The 15,407-nt window shown below is 68.5% G+C and carries 19 protein-coding genes and 1 tRNA gene; 8 read left to right on the forward strand and 12 right to left on the reverse strand.

Features of this window, described 5'->3' with window-relative positions:
- The first annotated feature begins 12 nt into the window (after nt 1–12).
- From AC3WQZ_RS19955 to AC3WQZ_RS19970, 4 genes are all read left to right on the forward strand, one after another.
- Complete coding sequence (locus tag AC3WQZ_RS19955; protein WP_010813440.1) at nt 13–363, forward strand: GFA family protein; 351 nt, start codon at nt 13–15, stop codon at nt 361–363.
- Between the two features lie 7 nt (nt 364–370).
- Nucleotides 371–790: a VOC family protein gene (locus tag AC3WQZ_RS19960; protein ID WP_010813439.1), complete on the forward strand. Its 420-nt coding sequence runs from the start codon at nt 371–373 to the stop codon at nt 788–790.
- 98 nt (nt 791–888) lie between these two features.
- Complete coding sequence (locus AC3WQZ_RS19965) at nt 889–2,178, forward strand: MFS transporter (RefSeq protein ID WP_010813438.1); 1,290 nt, start codon at nt 889–891, stop codon at nt 2,176–2,178.
- An 87-nt stretch (nt 2,179–2,265) separates the two neighbouring features.
- Entirely contained in the window at nt 2,266–3,489 is a 1,224-nt protein-coding gene (locus AC3WQZ_RS19970; protein WP_037024166.1) for an MFS transporter, read from the forward strand.
- Nucleotides 3,490–3,495: 6 nt separating this feature from the next.
- On the opposite strand, the gene AC3WQZ_RS19975 is transcribed toward AC3WQZ_RS19970, so the two are convergent.
- A complete protein-coding gene (locus AC3WQZ_RS19975) occupies nt 3,496–4,380 on the reverse strand; it encodes a DODA-type extradiol aromatic ring-opening family dioxygenase (protein ID WP_010813436.1) in 885 nt (294 codons plus the stop codon).
- A gap of 232 nt (nt 4,381–4,612) precedes the next feature.
- On the opposite strand from AC3WQZ_RS19975, the gene AC3WQZ_RS19980 reads away from it, so the two are divergent.
- A complete protein-coding gene (locus AC3WQZ_RS19980; protein WP_058698114.1) occupies nt 4,613–4,987 on the forward strand; it encodes a hypothetical protein in 375 nt (124 codons plus the stop codon).
- A 142-nt stretch (nt 4,988–5,129) separates the two neighbouring features.
- A complete protein-coding gene (locus AC3WQZ_RS19985; RefSeq protein WP_371258348.1) occupies nt 5,130–6,146 on the forward strand; it encodes a hypothetical protein in 1,017 nt (338 codons plus the stop codon).
- Nucleotides 6,147–6,205: 59 nt separating this feature from the next.
- Here the strand turns inward: AC3WQZ_RS19985 and AC3WQZ_RS19990 are convergent, their stop codons facing one another.
- A complete protein-coding gene (locus AC3WQZ_RS19990; protein WP_010813433.1) occupies nt 6,206–6,562 on the reverse strand; it encodes a hypothetical protein in 357 nt (118 codons plus the stop codon).
- Between the two features lie 105 nt (nt 6,563–6,667).
- Between AC3WQZ_RS19990 and AC3WQZ_RS19995 the strand changes: the two genes are divergently transcribed.
- On the forward strand, nt 6,668–7,285 hold the full coding sequence (locus tag AC3WQZ_RS19995; RefSeq protein ID WP_492301121.1) for a DNA-3-methyladenine glycosylase I: 618 nt from the start codon (nt 6,668–6,670) through the stop codon (nt 7,283–7,285).
- A 383-nt stretch (nt 7,286–7,668) separates the two neighbouring features.
- On the opposite strand, the gene AC3WQZ_RS20000 is transcribed toward AC3WQZ_RS19995, so the two are convergent.
- Nucleotides 7,669–8,637 (reverse strand): cation diffusion facilitator family transporter, encoded by a 969-nt coding sequence (locus tag AC3WQZ_RS20000; protein ID WP_439668347.1) that lies wholly within the window; start codon nt 8,635–8,637, stop codon nt 7,669–7,671.
- A gap of 151 nt (nt 8,638–8,788) precedes the next feature.
- Between AC3WQZ_RS20000 and AC3WQZ_RS20005 the strand changes: the two genes are divergently transcribed.
- Nucleotides 8,789–9,040 (forward strand): hypothetical protein, encoded by a 252-nt coding sequence (locus tag AC3WQZ_RS20005; RefSeq protein WP_010813430.1) that lies wholly within the window; start codon nt 8,789–8,791, stop codon nt 9,038–9,040.
- Nucleotides 9,041–9,097: 57 nt separating this feature from the next.
- On the opposite strand, the gene AC3WQZ_RS20010 is transcribed toward AC3WQZ_RS20005, so the two are convergent.
- The 9 genes from AC3WQZ_RS20010 to soxY all read right to left on the reverse strand — a co-directional run bounded on the left by AC3WQZ_RS20010 (nt 9,098) and on the right by soxY (nt 15,396).
- On the reverse strand, nt 9,098–9,775 hold the full coding sequence (locus tag AC3WQZ_RS20010; RefSeq protein WP_010813429.1) for an aspartate/glutamate racemase family protein: 678 nt from the start codon (nt 9,773–9,775) through the stop codon (nt 9,098–9,100).
- A gap of 254 nt (nt 9,776–10,029) precedes the next feature.
- Nucleotides 10,030–10,105 (reverse strand) — tRNA-Ala (locus AC3WQZ_RS20015).
- A gap of 74 nt (nt 10,106–10,179) precedes the next feature.
- Nucleotides 10,180–11,901: a thiosulfohydrolase SoxB gene (gene soxB / locus AC3WQZ_RS20020; RefSeq protein WP_058698101.1), complete on the reverse strand. Its 1,722-nt coding sequence runs from the start codon at nt 11,899–11,901 to the stop codon at nt 10,180–10,182.
- 60 nt (nt 11,902–11,961) lie between these two features.
- The gene (locus tag AC3WQZ_RS20025; protein ID WP_492301124.1) at nt 11,962–12,456 is read right to left on the reverse strand and encodes a TlpA disulfide reductase family protein; all 495 of its coding nucleotides are present in this window, start codon (nt 12,454–12,456) and stop codon (nt 11,962–11,964) included.
- A gap of 5 nt (nt 12,457–12,461) precedes the next feature.
- On the reverse strand, nt 12,462–13,124 hold the full coding sequence (gene soxX, locus AC3WQZ_RS20030; protein WP_011616196.1) for a sulfur oxidation c-type cytochrome SoxX: 663 nt from the start codon (nt 13,122–13,124) through the stop codon (nt 12,462–12,464).
- Nucleotides 13,125–13,143: 19 nt separating this feature from the next.
- Entirely contained in the window at nt 13,144–13,971 is an 828-nt protein-coding gene (soxA, locus tag AC3WQZ_RS20035; RefSeq protein ID WP_010812115.1) for a sulfur oxidation c-type cytochrome SoxA, read from the reverse strand.
- A 73-nt stretch (nt 13,972–14,044) separates the two neighbouring features.
- The gene (locus AC3WQZ_RS20040) at nt 14,045–14,497 is read right to left on the reverse strand and encodes a DsrE family protein (protein WP_010812116.1); all 453 of its coding nucleotides are present in this window, start codon (nt 14,495–14,497) and stop codon (nt 14,045–14,047) included.
- An 85-nt stretch (nt 14,498–14,582) separates the two neighbouring features.
- Entirely contained in the window at nt 14,583–14,894 is a 312-nt protein-coding gene (soxZ, locus tag AC3WQZ_RS20045) for a thiosulfate oxidation carrier complex protein SoxZ (protein ID WP_010812117.1), read from the reverse strand.
- A gap of 46 nt (nt 14,895–14,940) precedes the next feature.
- A complete protein-coding gene (soxY, locus tag AC3WQZ_RS20050) occupies nt 14,941–15,396 on the reverse strand; it encodes a thiosulfate oxidation carrier protein SoxY (protein WP_010812118.1) in 456 nt (151 codons plus the stop codon).
- Nucleotides 15,397–15,407 lie beyond the last annotated feature (11 nt).

Genomic DNA, 15,407 nt, shown 5'->3' on the forward strand with positions numbered 1-15,407 from the left:
CAAGGAGACGACATGACTTTCCACGGAAGCTGCCACTGCGGCGCCATTGCCTTCGAGGTGGAGGCCGACGGCATCCCCAGCGTGATCCGCTGCAACTGCTCGATCTGCCGCCGGCGCGGCCACCTGCTGTGGTTCGTGCCGCGCGCGACGTTCAAGCTGGAAACGCCGGAGAGCAATGCCTCCACCTACCGCTTCAACACCATGAAGATCGCGCACCGCTTCTGCCCGGTGTGCGGCTGCGGTCCGTATGCGGACGGGCAGGACAAGGACGGCAAGCCGATGGCCGCAGTCAATGTGCGCTGCCTGGACAATGTCGACCTGGACAGCCTGAAGGTCATCGACTACGACGGACTGCACCACTGAGGCCGCCATGTTCCGCATCCTGGGCATCGACCACCTGGTGTTGCGCAGCGCCGACGTGGACGCGCTGCGGCGCTTCTATGTCGAGGTGCTCGGCTGCAGCGTTGAGCGCGAGCAAACCGAGCTGGGCCTGACGCAGCTGCGCGCGGGCAGCGGGCTGATCGACCTGGTCGCGCTCGACGGCCCGCTCGGCCGCGCCGGCGGCGCCGGACCGGGAGCGCAGGGCCGCAACCTGGACCATTTCTGCCTGCGCATCGACCCGTTCGATGCCGACGCGGTGCGGGCGCACCTGGCGCGGCATGGCGTGGACGCCGGCGAGGTGGCGCAGCGCTTCGGCGCCGAAGGCAAGGGACCGTCGCTCTATGTGAGCGATCCGGACGGCAACGTGGTCGAGCTCAAGGGACCGCCCGCGCCGGTGACCGCACAGTAACGCGCGTGCCCCGTGCGCGCAGTGCGCGCGGGATCGCTACAATTTCCGACTGGCCCAACGCGCCGCCGTCTATGGCGACTACCCCCGCCGGGCCCGCCATGACAACAATAGAAGCCAGCTCCGACGCGGACGCCGCCAGCACCGACCCAGACGCCAGCCCGGCACGCACCGGACCCGCGCACCCCGCCACGCCGCCGCGCCGGCTGGTCTGGATCCTCGGCCTGACCGAGACCATCTCCTGGGGCACGCTGTTCTTCGCCTTCACCGTTTTCATCGACCCCATGATCCGCAGCCTGGGCTGGTCCAAGCCCTTCCTGGCGGGCGGCTATTCGCTGGGGCTGCTGGTATGGGCGCTGTGCTCGTTCGCGGTGGGGCGGCTGCTGGACCGCGCGCCGGCGCGCAAGGTGATGGGCGCGGGCTCGGTGCTGGCCGGGCTGGGCCTGCTGCTGTGGGCATGGACGCCGTCGCAGCCGGTGTTCCTGCTGATGTGGGTGCCGATCGGGCTGGCCATGGCGACCACGCTGTACGAGCCCGCCTTCGTGGTGCTGCGCCAGGCCTATGGCGACCAGTACCAGAAGCCGATCGTGGTGGTCACGCTGATGGCCGGCTTTGCCAGCACGATCTTCGTGCCGCTGGCGCAATGGCTGGTGATCCATCTGGGCTGGCGCCCGACGCTGATCGGCTTCGCCGCGCTCAACCTGCTGGTCTGCGCGCCGCTGCACGCGCGCATGCGCTACGCGCTGCATCCCACCTATTCCGGAATGACCCCCGCCGACGGCCAGGCCGGCAGCCGCGACATTGCCCGCGCCACGCTGCGCCAGCCGGTGTTCTGGGCGGTGGTGCTGGCCTTTACCGCGACCGCGGTGGTGGCCTCGCTGCTGGGCGCGCACCTGATCCCGATGCTGACAGAGAAGGGCATGCCAGTGGCGCAGCAACTGGTGGTGGCGGCGCTGATCGGCCCGGCCCAGGTAGCGGGCCGCATGCTGATGATGCGCGCGGGGGTGCGCCACCCGGTGCGGCTGTCGCTGCCGGTCTATGCGCTGATGGGCGCCGGGCTGCTGTGCTTTGCGCTGGGGCACGGCGCCTGGCTGATGGTGGCCGCGGTGCTGTACGGCTGCGCCAACGGCGTCAACACCATGCTGCGCGCGATGGCCATGCCGGAACTGATCTCGCGCCATCACTACGCCACGCTCAACGGCCTGATGATGACGCCGGTGTTGCTGATGCAGGCCGCCGCGCCGTGGCTGGGCGCGCTGCTGTGGCGTGCCGCCGGCGGCTACTGGCTGATGCTGTGGGTGATGGTGGCGCTGGCGCTGGGCGCGCTGCTGGCCTTCGGCTACGCGCTGCACCGGCGCGGACTGCTGCGCGTGGATGGCGCCGGCCGGTAGCACGGCGTTGTCATACCCGCCTCACGCCGATGCGGGACAATGACGGCCTTTGCAGGGGCACCGCTGCCCCGCCTGCCGCACCCTCCCATGCCTGATCCGCACTCCCCGACGGCTTCCGCGTCCTTGCCGGCCGCGGTGTCGCGCGCCACGCGCGGCACCATGGCGCTGTTCTTCGTCAATGGCGCCACCTTTGCCACGTGGGGCGTGCATATTCCCACCATCAAGGCACGCTTCGGCCTGTCCGACGCGATGCTGTCGCTGGCGATGCTGGCCGTGGCCGGCGGCGCCATCCTGGCGATGGGCCCGGTCGGGCGCTGGGTGGCGCGCGCGGGCAGCGCACGGGCGTCGATGACGGGCGGGCTGCTGTTTGCGCTGGCCACGGTGGCGATCCTGGCGATGCCGTCGTTCTGGCTGCTGCTGCCCGCGCTGGTGGCGTTCGGCATGGCCAATGCGGCCTTCGATGTCGCCATGAACGCACAGGCCGCCACGGTCGAGGCCAGCCGCACGCGGCCGGTGATGTCGGCGCTGCACGGCATGTTCAGCCTGGGCGGCATGGCCGGTGCGGGCGCGGGCGGCCTGATGCTGTCGCTGGACGTGGCGCCGCTGGCACATGCGGCGATGATGGCAGGCGTGACCGCGGCGGTGGCGCTGGGTACGCTGCCCGGGCTGCTGTCGGACCATCCGGTGCTGCCATCGGCGGCCCACCACCGCGACCACGCGGTGCGCGCGCTGTGGCTGCTGGGCCTGCTGGCGTTCCTGGGCCTGGTCGGCGAAGGCGCGATGTACGACTGGACCAGCGTCTATATGCGCGACGTGGCGCAGGCCCCGGATGGCTGGATCAGCCTGGGCTACGCCGCGTTCTCGGGCGGAATGGCGTGCGGACGCTTCGGCGGCGACCGCCTGCGCGCGCGCCTGGGCGACGGCGCCACGCTGACTGGCAGTGCCTGGCTGGGCTTTGGCGGCATTGCGCTGGCGCTGCTGGTGCCGCTGCCGCTAGCCGCGCTGGCGGGCTTTACGCTGATGGGGCTGGGCGCGGCCAATATGGTGCCGATCTTCTTCGTTGCCGCGTCGCGGCTGCCGGGCGTGGCGCCGGCCGAAGCAATTTCGCGCGTGGCGCGCTTTGCCTACCTGGGGCTGCTGCTGGGGCCGGTGCTGATCGGCGGGGTCGCGCACCTGTCCAACCTGCGCATCGGGCTGGCGCTGGTGGCGCTGACCATGGGCTGGATCGCGCTTGCGGGCGCGCGCTCGGCACGGCGCTACCTGCCGGCGCGCGCCGGCACGCCGGCGGCGCACGCCCCGGCCGAACGGTAAGGCGCGTCAGGCCGCCGCGCGCAGCGGCGCGCCGGCGCCCAGGCCCTCGAACACGAAGCTGTCCATGGCGAGCACGCCATAGGTCACCTCATCGGCAACCCGCGATACACTGGCCGGCGCCGGCCCTGCGCCACTGGCAGCCTGCGGCCCCAAGGCCGCGCCCAGCGCCACGAAGAACGGCAGCAGGTGCTCGTCGGTCGGGTGCGCGCGGCGCGCATACGGCGCCTGGGCGCGGTAGTCGGCAATGCGGCTGGTATCGCCGCTGGCCAGGGCCTCGTCGAGGGCTTCCGCCATCCAGCCGCGGAAGGCTTCCACATACGGCTCGGCCTGCGGCCCATGCTGGTCGCGCCGGCCGCCGCCAAACACTTCCTGCAGGTTGTGCGTGAAACTGCCGGAGGCCAGCACCAGCACGCCCTCGTCGCGCAGCGGGGCGAGCGCGCGGCCGATCTCGATCTGCGTTGCGGGCGACAGGTAGGGGTTCAGCGCCAGCTGCACCACCGGCACGTCGGCATCCGGGAAGAAGTGGCGCATCGGCATCCAGGCGCCGTGGTCCAGCGGGCGTTCGTCGTCCTGGCCGACAAACCCGGCACCGGGGACCGCTGCCGCCTCGACCAGGGCCTTGACCCGCCCGGCCAGCGCCGGCGAACCCGGGGCGTCGTAGCGCAGTGCGTACAGTTCGCGCGGGAAGCCGCCGAAATCGTGCCAGGCTTCCTGGCGCTCGCGGCTGGAGACAGCCAGCGTGCTGTAGATCCAGTGCGCCGAGATCACCAGCACCGCGCGCGGGCGCCGGGTGCGCAGTTGCCCGCCCAGCGCATCGAAGGCGGCGCCGGTGGGGCCGGGATCGATGGCGAGCATCGGGGAACCGTGGGAGATGTAGAGCGAGGGAAGCATGGCAGGACCACCTTCAAACTGTTTGTGTACTTGCATCCAGTTTGGCAAAGATCCGCGCTGGGCACGGGCGCCATTTGCGGACACGTCGTGCAAAAAAGTTGAACGGCCGGGCCCAGCGTGGCGTGGCGCACACAGCGCCTCGGTCACCGGCAACGCAGCCAGGGGCGATCGGCCTATGATGCAACCGTGAGCCCCCGGCGGTGTCGTCCGGCGGGGCTCCTGCAACGCCTTGATGCCACCGGCACGCCCCGCGCGCCATGCGTGGCCGGAGACTTCGGTGGTACCGCGCATCCCGCGCCGCCCCGGGCGGCACCCTCCCTTCCTGGCCCACTGGTGGCAACCGGGCGTCTACTGCAGCGTGCCCGCCGTCGCCCTGTGGATCCTGGCGCGCCTGCCGGCCGGCTTGCTGGCATCGCTGGCCGGCACGCCCGCTGCGGCAACCTGGCTGAACCATGCCGGCGACACCGTGTTCGTGACCGGCTGGGCCGCCAGTGCGCTGCTGCTGTGGCTCACGCGCCGCCGGCCGGCGCCCACCCATCCGGCCATGCCGGCTACGCCGCCCTCCCCGCCCTCCGGACCGTCGACCCGGCGCCATCCGGCCGCATGACCGGCGCCGCGCCGATTTAAGGCGGCAGCAGTCCGATCTGAAAGATTTCGCGCGACGCTCCCTCACAATCCTGCGCCGCTAGAATGCGCGGGAGATTGCCGCACGGCAGCGCGCTGCGGCACTGACTGCACAGAGATTGTCCATGTCCGCACGCCAGCGACACCGCCGGTTCCACCCCGCGCCTAGCCGCCGCTCGCGGCCCCTTTGGCGGGCGGCCCTGGCCGCCATGGGCGCGGCGGCGCTGCTGGCCGCCGGCGCGGCACATGCCCAGAGCGCGCCCGGACTGCGCCTGGCCGGGGCCAATGTGCAGCGGCACGCCAACGCGGTGCTGTCGCTGATGGCGTACTCGGTGGTGCCGGACCTTACCTCCAGCTCGCTGTCGATCAACAACACCAGCACCGACGATCCCGGCATCGTCATGTCGCAGCTGGGCGGCGGCTTCACCATCAGCAAGTCGTTCCCGCTCTACCTGGAAGGCGCCATCGCCTACAGCCGCTACGATCCCACCTTCATTGCCACCAATGGCGCCGAATCCCGCGCCATCCCGACCCGCTGGAACACCTTTTCCGGCACCATCGGCGTGGGCTGGGACTTTCCGCTGACGGCCAACAAGGAACTGGTGTTCCGGCCGATCTTCAACGCCTCGCTGGGCAATGTCTCCAGCGACCTGTCAATCGGCAAGTTCGCGGTCGAGCAGGTCACCGACCGCCAGCTCAACTTCCTCGACGGCGGCAGCCTGAATGCCTACGGGCTGGGCGGGTCGGTGATGCTGGACTGGGAGCACTACCGCGAGAACTACGAGATCGACGTGGAACTGCGCTACACCAATATCCACCTGCAGAGCTTCGGCGGCACGTCCAGCGCGGTCACGGGCACGGCCACGGCGCAGACCGCCAACCTGTGGGCGCGCTGGCGGGCCCCGACCGGGATGCATGCGTTCGACCGGCCGGTACGATACGTGCTTGAGCTATCACATTCGCATTATCTTGGCAGCCAGGCCGGCATCCTCGGCTTCAACTACCTGACCACGCTCGGCACCGGGCTGGAACTGGACACCAGCGCGCACGAGGTCTTTGTCACGCGGATCCGGGCAGTGTTGCGCTATGTGTTCGGCAACAACGTGTCGGGCGTCTCGCTGGGGCTGGCGGTCAGCTTCTGAGCCTGGCCTGGCCTTATTGGATTGGCGCCGAACCAAACAGTGCGCGCGGACAACCCAACCTAGCTCGCCTCGTGCTCGTCCCGGTGGATATTGATCACATGCCGAGCCTCGAAGCACAGCGGCATGCCCGGGTTCATCTCCTCGGTGCAATACGGCTGGTTATCGAGCTCGCCGGTATAAAGGCTGCCCTCGCGCCCGGTGACGATCACCCACATCCGCTCCACGTGAACCTCTTCGCTGCCCGTCTCGTCCGCGACCAGGATGCGGAAGATCAGCTTGACCAACTGGCCGGGTGCGAGTGCATCACGCTCCTCGCGCGGCGGCATCCAGAAGGTCTCGGGATGGGCGGCGGCGATGGGCTCGGCGTCGTCGAGCTCCCATCCGTCTTCGTCCAGGGTTGTCAATCGCATGTCCATTTTCAGCCTTCCGCAATCTCTCAGGTGCGGGCATGATCGCAGCAAATGCGCCGGTCGGCGAGAGCCTGGCCGGCGTGCGGGACTTTCAACAGGGAACATGTACCCATGACAAGCAAGAAGGAAGCAGCGGTGCGCTGCGGCTGGTGCGGCACGCTGGAGGACTATTGCCACTACCACGACACCGAGTGGGGCTTTCCGGTCGCCGACGACCGCCGGCTGTTCGAGAAGCTGTGCCTGGAAGGCTTCCAGTCCGGCCTGAGCTGGCTGACCATCCTGCGCAAGCGCGAGGCCTTCCGCAAGGCATTTGCCAATTTCGACATCGAAAAGGTGGCGCGCTTCGGCGAGCGCGATATTGCGCGCCTGCTCGGCGACGCCGGCATCGTGCGCCACCGCGGCAAGATCGAGGCGGCCATCAACAATGCGCAGCGGGCCCGCGAACTGCTGGAGACGGAATCATCGCTGGCCGCCTACTTCTGGCGCTTCGAGCCCGATCTGGCCAGCCGGCCCAAAGTGCTGACACCCGAGGTGCTGCGAACCATGGCGACCTCGCCGGAATCCACGGCGCTGTCAAAGGACCTGAAGAAGCGCGGCTGGCGCTTTGTCGGTCCCACCACCATGTACGCGCTGATGCAGGCGATGGGGCTGGTCAATGACCACCAGGAAGGCTGCACGACCCGTGCCGAGGTACTGGCTGCACGCAAGGTGTTCAAGGTGCCGCGCTAGCGTTGCGTGGACGTATACCCGGCGCGCCAGGTATACGCCGGCGTACCAGCGCCATGGCCGCGTAAACGTCAGGCCAATGCGAACAGCGCAATGGTCCTGTCTATGTCTTTAATATTGTTTACGTATGTAAACATAGTAGTAGTAGGTAAACCAGGCATCAGGCCGTGGATAAGTCACCTTTCCCCTTTTGGCTCAGGGACTTGCAGCAAAGATAACCACTGCGGGATAACCCTGATTCGCCGGGATAGCGCGGCAGTCACGTATACGTCGGCAGTGCGGGCGTCTGAGTTATCCGTATACGTCCCACAAGGCGCCCCCAGGCGGGGCACAGCTTGTCCGGCCGGTTATCCCCAGCAACCGGCAAAGATGTCCACAGGCCGGGCTCAGGCAGCGCTGGCCTGGCTGCTCATGTATACGGGATCGACGTGCGTCATCACGTTGAGCACGTGATGGTTCTCCAGGGTGCGGCGCCGGGCTTCGACCGCGATCGCATGCCCCTGCGCCACCGTCAGCGCGGCATCGATCTCCAGGTGCACGTCAACCAGCACCTGGTCGCCCATCTTGCGGGTGCGCAGGTCGTGCAGGCCCAGCACGCCGGGCGTGCCCAGCATGGTCGCGCGGATCGCCGCGACGGTTTCCTCGTCGGCCGCGCGGTCCATCAGGTCGTTAAGCGCATCCCAGCCGAAACGCAGGCCCATGCGCGCAACCATCAGCCCGACCACGATGGCCGCCACCGGGTCGAGCATGTGGTAGCCCAGCAGGTTGCCGCCAATACCCAGCGCCACCACCAGCGACGAGGCCGCATCCGAGCGCGCATGCCAGGCATTGGCCACCAGCATGCCCGAGCGCACGCGCCGCGCCACCGCGAGCATGTAGCGGAACAGCAGTTCCTTGGACACCAGCGCGACCAGCGCCACCCACAAGGCCACTGGCTGCACCGGCTGCAGGCTGGCCGGGTGCTGCAATTTGTCCACCGCCGCCCACAGCATGCCTGCCCCCACCGCCAGCAGCAGCACGCCAAGTGCCAGCGACGCCGCGGTCTCGAAGCGCAGGTGGCCGTACTGGTGGTGGGCGTCCGGATCCTTGCGGCTCTGCCAGGCGGCCAGCAGCACCACGAAGTCGGACAGCAGGTCCGAGAGGGAATGCGCGGCGTCGGCGATCAGCGCCTGCGAGCCAGAGATGACACCGGCCACCGCCTGCGCGGCGGTCAGGCCGATATTGACGGCCACGCTGACCAGCGTGCTGCGCCGGCCAGCCCGGTGGCGCGCGTCGGCCTCGGCCGGGCTGGCGGCGGTGGCGTCGTCCGGAAGGCCGGCGGATGCCGGCCGCAGAGGGTTGTGTTCCGATTCCATCGGGGTGACTATAGCCCAACATCCGCGATAGGCGGACCGGGCCACGGCGGCGCTGCCGTGCTGATTTCGTAACAGCGCTGGCGAAGTTCTGGTGTCGCCTTTACCGTTACACAGGACGGAAACACCCGGACACTGCAAGGAGGACCCAACGATGGCGATTCGGTCACTTGCCTCGCACAGCACATCCCAGCTGCGCCGCCTGGTCGGACAGATGCAGGCGGAAGTCGATGCATTAGAGAACCTTTCCACCCCTGACGCCGATGCGCAAAGCCGCCTTGGCTATGCCATCGGCCGCCTGCGCGACGGCATCGAGGCAGTCGAGGACGCGCTGCAGTCGCTGCGCGCGCTGCAACAGGTACGGCCCTCGGCGATGAAGGCCCGCCGGCCAACCCGGGTGGCCTAGCCTACCCGCGCCTGCACGCTGGCGCGACCCAGCTCCTTGTTGTCCCCATGGGCCGGCTTACGCCGCCGGGCAATAGCGCAGCGCCCGCGACATGGCCGCGCACGCCGCCGGCACCGGGCCGATGACGGGAATCGGAAAGCGCTGGCCCAGCGCCCGGGCGGCCTCGCCCAGCGGGCCGCCGCCGATGATCACGGCTTGCGCGCCGTCGGCTCGGATGCAGGTATCGACTGCGCCCGCCAGCAGGTCTTCCTGCTGCTGCGGCGCGCCGCCCAGCGCGCGCGGATCGCCCTCGGTGAAGCGCGTGCCCGTGAACAGCTCGTCCAACCCCTGCCGGCGCACGCTGGCGCTGATCGACGCCGCCAGCCGCGGCGTGGTGGTGGCGATGCCGAAGCGCCGCCGCCCGGCCGCGGCCGCGTGCATCGAGGCTTCGCCGATACCCACCACCGGCACTGACAGCTGCGCGCGCAGGGCCTCGATGCCGGGGTCGCCGAAGGCGCCGACGATCACGCCGTCGGCACCGCCGGCCAGGCGCAGCATGTCTGCATCACACATAGCCTCGGCGGCGACGGCAAGGTCGTCTTCATCGATGATCATCGGCGCCCCGCGCGAGACCGTCGCGCCGACCACGGCCGGCGGCGCGGCCATGGCCTGCGCGAACCAGGCGCGCGCGATCTCGACCATCATCTGCGTGGTGGCACTCGACGTATTCGGGTTGATCAGCAGGATGTGGCTCATGGATGTCTCTTGAGATTCAGGATTGCCAGCGCAGGGACATCGCCAGCGGGTGGCTCGATTTCCTGTTGGCTTGCATGGGATCGAACAAGGCCCCGGCGGGCGTAGGTTGGCGGCGGCAAAGGCGCGTACGCCTGTGCCGAGGAGTCAACGATAGCGTATGGCGGCTGCCAGCGCGAGATGACGGACAGCGCAGGCGGCAGAAACACAAAAGCCCCGGAAAGCGTTGGCTTTCCGGGGCTTTTGCGCGGGATATCTGGTGGACCGAAGGAGGATCGAACTCCCGACCTCTGCATTGCGAACGCAGCGCTCTCCCAGCTGAGCTATCGGCCCGTGGCGGTTGATTGTAGCGTAATACCGCAGCGCCCTTCAATCCTCTGCGCGGCGCGTGACGGGGCCGCACAACATCAGGCGGCCATGCCCGGATTGCCGTCCATGCCGCGCACGCGCGGCAGGTTCAGCGGGCGGGCGCTGACTTCCCTGGTGCTGCGCAGCCACTGCGCCATCACGTCCCAGATCGGCGCGCCGCCGGCCTGGCGCGCCTCTTCGGCCACCGGGGCCCAGCCCGCCACCTTGTAGGTCTTGCCGGCTTCCAGCGGCTTGCCGGCCAGGCGCATGTCGCTGATGCGCTTGCCCATGCCGGCGGTCGGATCGATGGTGTACTGCAGCCCGCCCACGCGCACCATGTCGCCGCCCTGCTGGTAGTACGGGTCGGGGTTGAACAGGTTGTCGGCCACGTCTTCCAGGATGGTCTTGATGGTCTCGCCGCTCATCTGCGTCACCGTGGTGTACGGGTAGGTGATGGCGGTCTGGTCCATCAGGTGTTCCATGGTGATGGCCTCGCCCGGCAGCAGCGTGGTGCCCCAGCGGAAGCCCGGCGAGAACGCGATCTGCGCGCCCTGGGCCTGCATCAGGCCGTCCAGGATCAGCTGGTCGAAGGTGCCATTGAAATTGCCGCGGCGGTACAGCAGGCCGCGGTTGACGGCCAGCACTTCGCCCAGTTTTTGCTCATAGGGCGCGCGTACCTTCCTGATCAGCGCGTCCATGGCGGGGTCGGCCGGCAGGTAGTTGGCGAACACCGGCAGCAGCCGGTAGCGAAAGTCCGCGACCTTGCCGCGCTTCACATCAAAGTCCAGCACGCCGAGGAACTTGCCGTTGGAGCCGGCATTGGTCACCAGCGTGGTGCCGCCGGCATTCTTCACCGGCACCGGCGCGGGCATGCCGTCATGGGTATGGCCGCCCAGGATGGCATCGAGCCCGCGCACGCGCGAGGCCAGCTTCAAGTCCACATCCATGCCGTTGTGGGACAGCAGCACCACCGCCTGCGCGCCCTTGCCGCGCGCTGCGTCGATGACCTGCTGCAGGTTCTCTTCCTGGATGCCGAAGGTCCAGTCCGGCACGAAGTAGCGCGGGTTGGCGATGGGCGTGTACGGGAACGCCTGGCCGATGATGGCCACCGGCACGCCGTTGATCTCGCGGATCACGTACGGATCGAACACCGGATCGCCGAAATCGTTGGTCTTGATGTTCTGCGCCAGGAAGGCGACCTTGCCCTTGAAGTCCTTGTCGACGATCTCCTTGACGCGGTCCGCGCCCAGGGTCATCTCCCAGTGCGGCGTCATCACGTCCACGCCCAGCGCCAGCGCGGCGTCGACCATGTCCTGGCCCTTGGTCCATAGCGCGGTGGCCGAGCCCTGCCAGGTATCACCGCCATCGAGCAGCAAGGCGCCCGGCCGGTCCGCCTTCAGCCGTTTCACCAGCGTGGCCAGGTGCGCAAACCCGCCGACCTTGCCATAGCGGCGCGCGGCCTCGTTGAAATCCAGGTAGGTGAACGCATGCGCCTGCGGCGTGCCGGGGCGGATGCCGTACTGGCGCAGCAGCGCGTCGCCGACCAGGTGCGGCGGCTTGCCGGCATAGTCGCCGATGCCCAGGTTGACGTTGGGCTCGCGGAAATACACCGGCCGCAGCTGCGCATGGCAGTCGGTGAAATGCAGCAGGTGGACGTTGCCGAAGCGCGGCAGGTCGTACATGGCCTCGGCGGCCTGCGCGGCGTGCGCGTCTTGATGGGGGAACGTCATGCCGCCGGCGCCGGCAATGGCCAGCACCTGCAGGAACTCGCGTCGGTTCATGTCTCTTCCTGGAATTGGCGCTGGCGGTCGGCCCTGGCGCGGGCGTCCGCCATCGCAAAACTATGGCCGCGCGTACCGCTCCAGCGCCGCCACGTCGTCTTCAAGCATTTCGCCCACTTCCTTCTGCGCCACGCGGCCGCGCGCGTCGATCACGTACAGCTCCGGCAGTCCCTTGCGCTTGCCGAACACGGCCTGCAGCTCGGGCGAATCCATCGTCGCCAGGAAGGTGTAGCCGCGCTTCTTCATGTAGTCGGCAGCCTCGCGCGGATCCTTGTCGATGCTGACGGTCAGCACCTGCAGCGGCGTGCCGCGCGTGCGTTCGTAAAGCTTCTGCAGGCGCGGGTTCTGCATCGCGCAGAACGGGCACCACGAGGCCCAGTATTCGACCACCAGCGGCTTGCCGGCCAGCGCGCCAGCGCTGAGCGTGCGTCCGTCGAGCGTGCGCACGTCGGGCAGGCGCACGGTGTCGCCGACCTCCAGCGCTGCCGCGCCAGCTGCGGCGCCGGTCAGGCTGAAGGCCAGCAGCCAGCGCAGCAGCACGGCAGGCGCGCGCATCGGCCTTACTGGTTGACCGGCGAGGCCGGGTCGAGCAGCAGCGCCATCACGTCGCGGATCTGGGCCTCGGTCAGGATGCCCTTGTGGCCAAAGCGCGGCATGTTGGAGCAGGCGGCGTAGGCGCTGGAGTCCCAGATCTTGCCCCAGGTGTACTTGATGACTTCCTGCGAGTTGCCGCGCAGCTTGCCGTACTGGTACAGCGACGGGCCGATATTGCCGAACGAGATCTCGGCCTTGGTCATCTGGTGGCAGGCGTAGCAATTGCCGCCGTTGGTGCCGCCGACCTGGTCGGTGAACTGCATGCCGCGGCCGTTCTGGGCGACCTTTTCGCCTTCCTTCCAGTCGCCCAGCCATTTGTCTTCGGCGGGGTATTTCACCTGCTTGAGCTCGGCCGCTTCGATCTTCTTGGCAAGCTTTGCCGGCACCTTGGTGCGGTCCGGGTACTGGCTGCAGGCCAGCTGCATGCCGTCCTGGTTGAGCACGCCCTCGACCGTGACCGGCCCGCGCGACGAGAACGAGTCCTCGATCAGGTGCTTCATATCGGCACCGCTGACGGCGGCGGGCTTGCCCTTGGGCGCGCGGGCCTTGGCGCTGTCCTGCGCGTGGGCGCCGCTTGCCAGCAGGGTGGCCAGGGCCGCGATGGCCAGTGCCTGGTGTTGTCGTTGCATGTTGTCTCTCCCGTACTGGTCAGCGCTTCATCGCCGGACCGTCGTAGGTCCCGCCGTTGGCGTTCTTCGCCAGGAACATGGTCAGCGCGGTGATCACGTCCGAGCCATAGGCGGGTTCGGGAAAGCGCTGCTGGCGCAGGCAGTCGTACAGGCGGTGCTGCATGGTGCGGACCTCGCCCTGCGAGACGCGGTAGGCGGGCCAGGTGGTGTAGGCCGCCTGCGCGCCCTTGTCGGTCAGCAGGTTGGGCAGGTCCTGCAGGCGGATGCGCTGGCCGTCCACCGCATGGCAGGTGGCGCAGGCAAAGTCATAGGCGCCGCCGCGGTAGAAGAACATCTTCTCGCCCAGCGCATAGGTGCGCTTTTCTTCGGGATGGCCGAGCTGCACGTTCATCTTCACGCCGCGCGACTCGCCGGTCAGGTAGGCCACCAGGCGCTCGATCTCGGACGGCTTGCCCGACGACGAGAACGGGTTCTTCGTTGCCTCTTCCCTGGTCAGCCCCTGCAGCGTCATGCGGCAGTAGGCGAGCCGCTGCTCCAGGTCCATCACCTTGCCGGCGTCCTTGAAGTAGCGCGGCAGCTCGGCGTAGGCGCCCTTGGTCACGCCCGGGCCCTTGCCCAGGTCGCATTGTTCCAGCGAGGCGTTCTTCGGGCCGGCCGGCTTCTTCCACAGTTCTTCGCCTGCGGCTTCCCACAATTCGGCGGGATTGCCTTCGGCCAGCATCTGGCGGTACTTGGCGATTTCGTCGGCGGTGCTGCCCTGCGCATGCACGGCGGCAGCTGAGGCCACCGCAGCGGTGGCCGCCGCGGCCAGCGCGGCGCGCCGGGCCAGGCTTCGGATGGTGTTCATGGGGCTTCTCCTCGCGGCCTCGCACCGTGGCGGGCCGTTCTCTCTCTTGTTGCCGGAAGCTACGCCGCCCGGCTCAGGGCTTGATATAGGCGTAGCCTTCTTCGGCCTGCAGGCGCGCAATCTCGACCACGCCGGCCGGTACCACTTTGGCTTCCATCAACAGGCTCGATTCCGCAATCTTGCGTGCGGTCAGCGTGTTGCGGCACACGCGGAACTCCACCCCGGCCGAGGCCAGCGCGCCCACCGGGCCGTCAAAGGTGTTGCCGCGCGCATCCTTGGCGCCTTCGACCAGGAAATCGATGCCGTAGCCGAACGCCACCACCACGATCTTCGTTCCCGGCGCGCCGTTCAGGTGGTTGCGCAGGTTGCCCATCGCGCGCACCGCCTGGTCGATGCCTTCCGACAGCTGGTACACCACCTTGATGCGCCCGCCCTTGCCCGCAGCCGGCGCGGCCTGGGCCGCGGCTTTTGCCGACAGGCCGATGGCGGCCAGTGCCGCCGATGCTCGAATAAATGCTCGCCGCATGTTGTTCCTTCCCGCCGGGCCAGTCCCGGCATCCGTCCCGAACCTTAGCAGAGGACGGCATGGCCTGCCGGCCGCGGAACGGCTGTCAGGCGATGGTCGCTTCGTCGGTGCGCTTGTCGCCCTTGTTGTCGATCCAGGTCACTGCGACCTTGTCGCCCTTGGCGCCGCCCTTGAACTTGAAGTTCAGGAACGGGTCCTTCGACACCGCCGGGCCGAACTGGGCGCGGAACACTTCCTTGCCCTTGCACTGGGCGGTCACGGTCTGGATATGCCAGGCCGGCACGGCCTTGCCGGATGCGTCCTTGCGCTGGCCGGTTTCCATGTCGTGCTTCATCAGAATCTTGACGTCAACCACGCCGCCGTTTTCGGTGGCGCGTACGCGCATCGGGTCTGCCATGTGTTTCTCCTGTTGCAGTTTGGGAATCTCGATCCGGGGCGCGGCGTCAGCCGCCGCAGCCGCCCAGCGTGACCTTGATTTCCTTCGATGCCACGTACCACTTGCCGCCGGCCTTGACCGCGGCATGCACGACCGAGGTCTGGCCCATCTTCACGCGCGTGGAGACGAACGGCTCGGTGCCGGCCGGGATGATGAAGTCGGCGGCCAGCGTGTTGGGGTTCTTTTCCACCAGGATCGCGATCTGCTCGGTATCCGGGATGGTGCTGGTCACGGCCACCGGCACCACGGCGCCGTTCTCGGCGATGTCGGGGGCGGTGAAGGTGATGGCGGTGCTTTTCTCGGTGCCGCTGCCGCCGAGCGCCTTGATCACGTCGGCAACGCTCTTGCCGTCAAAGGCGTTCTTGTTCCACTCGGCCGCCTGCGCCTCGCTGATCAGGCCGGTGGCGGCCATCAGCGACAGGACAGCGGTGACCCGCAGCACTTCTCGTCGTTTGGAATTCATGTTTCTGCTCT

The sequence above is a fragment of the Cupriavidus sp. FW305-26 genome, from assembly GCF_058787975.1.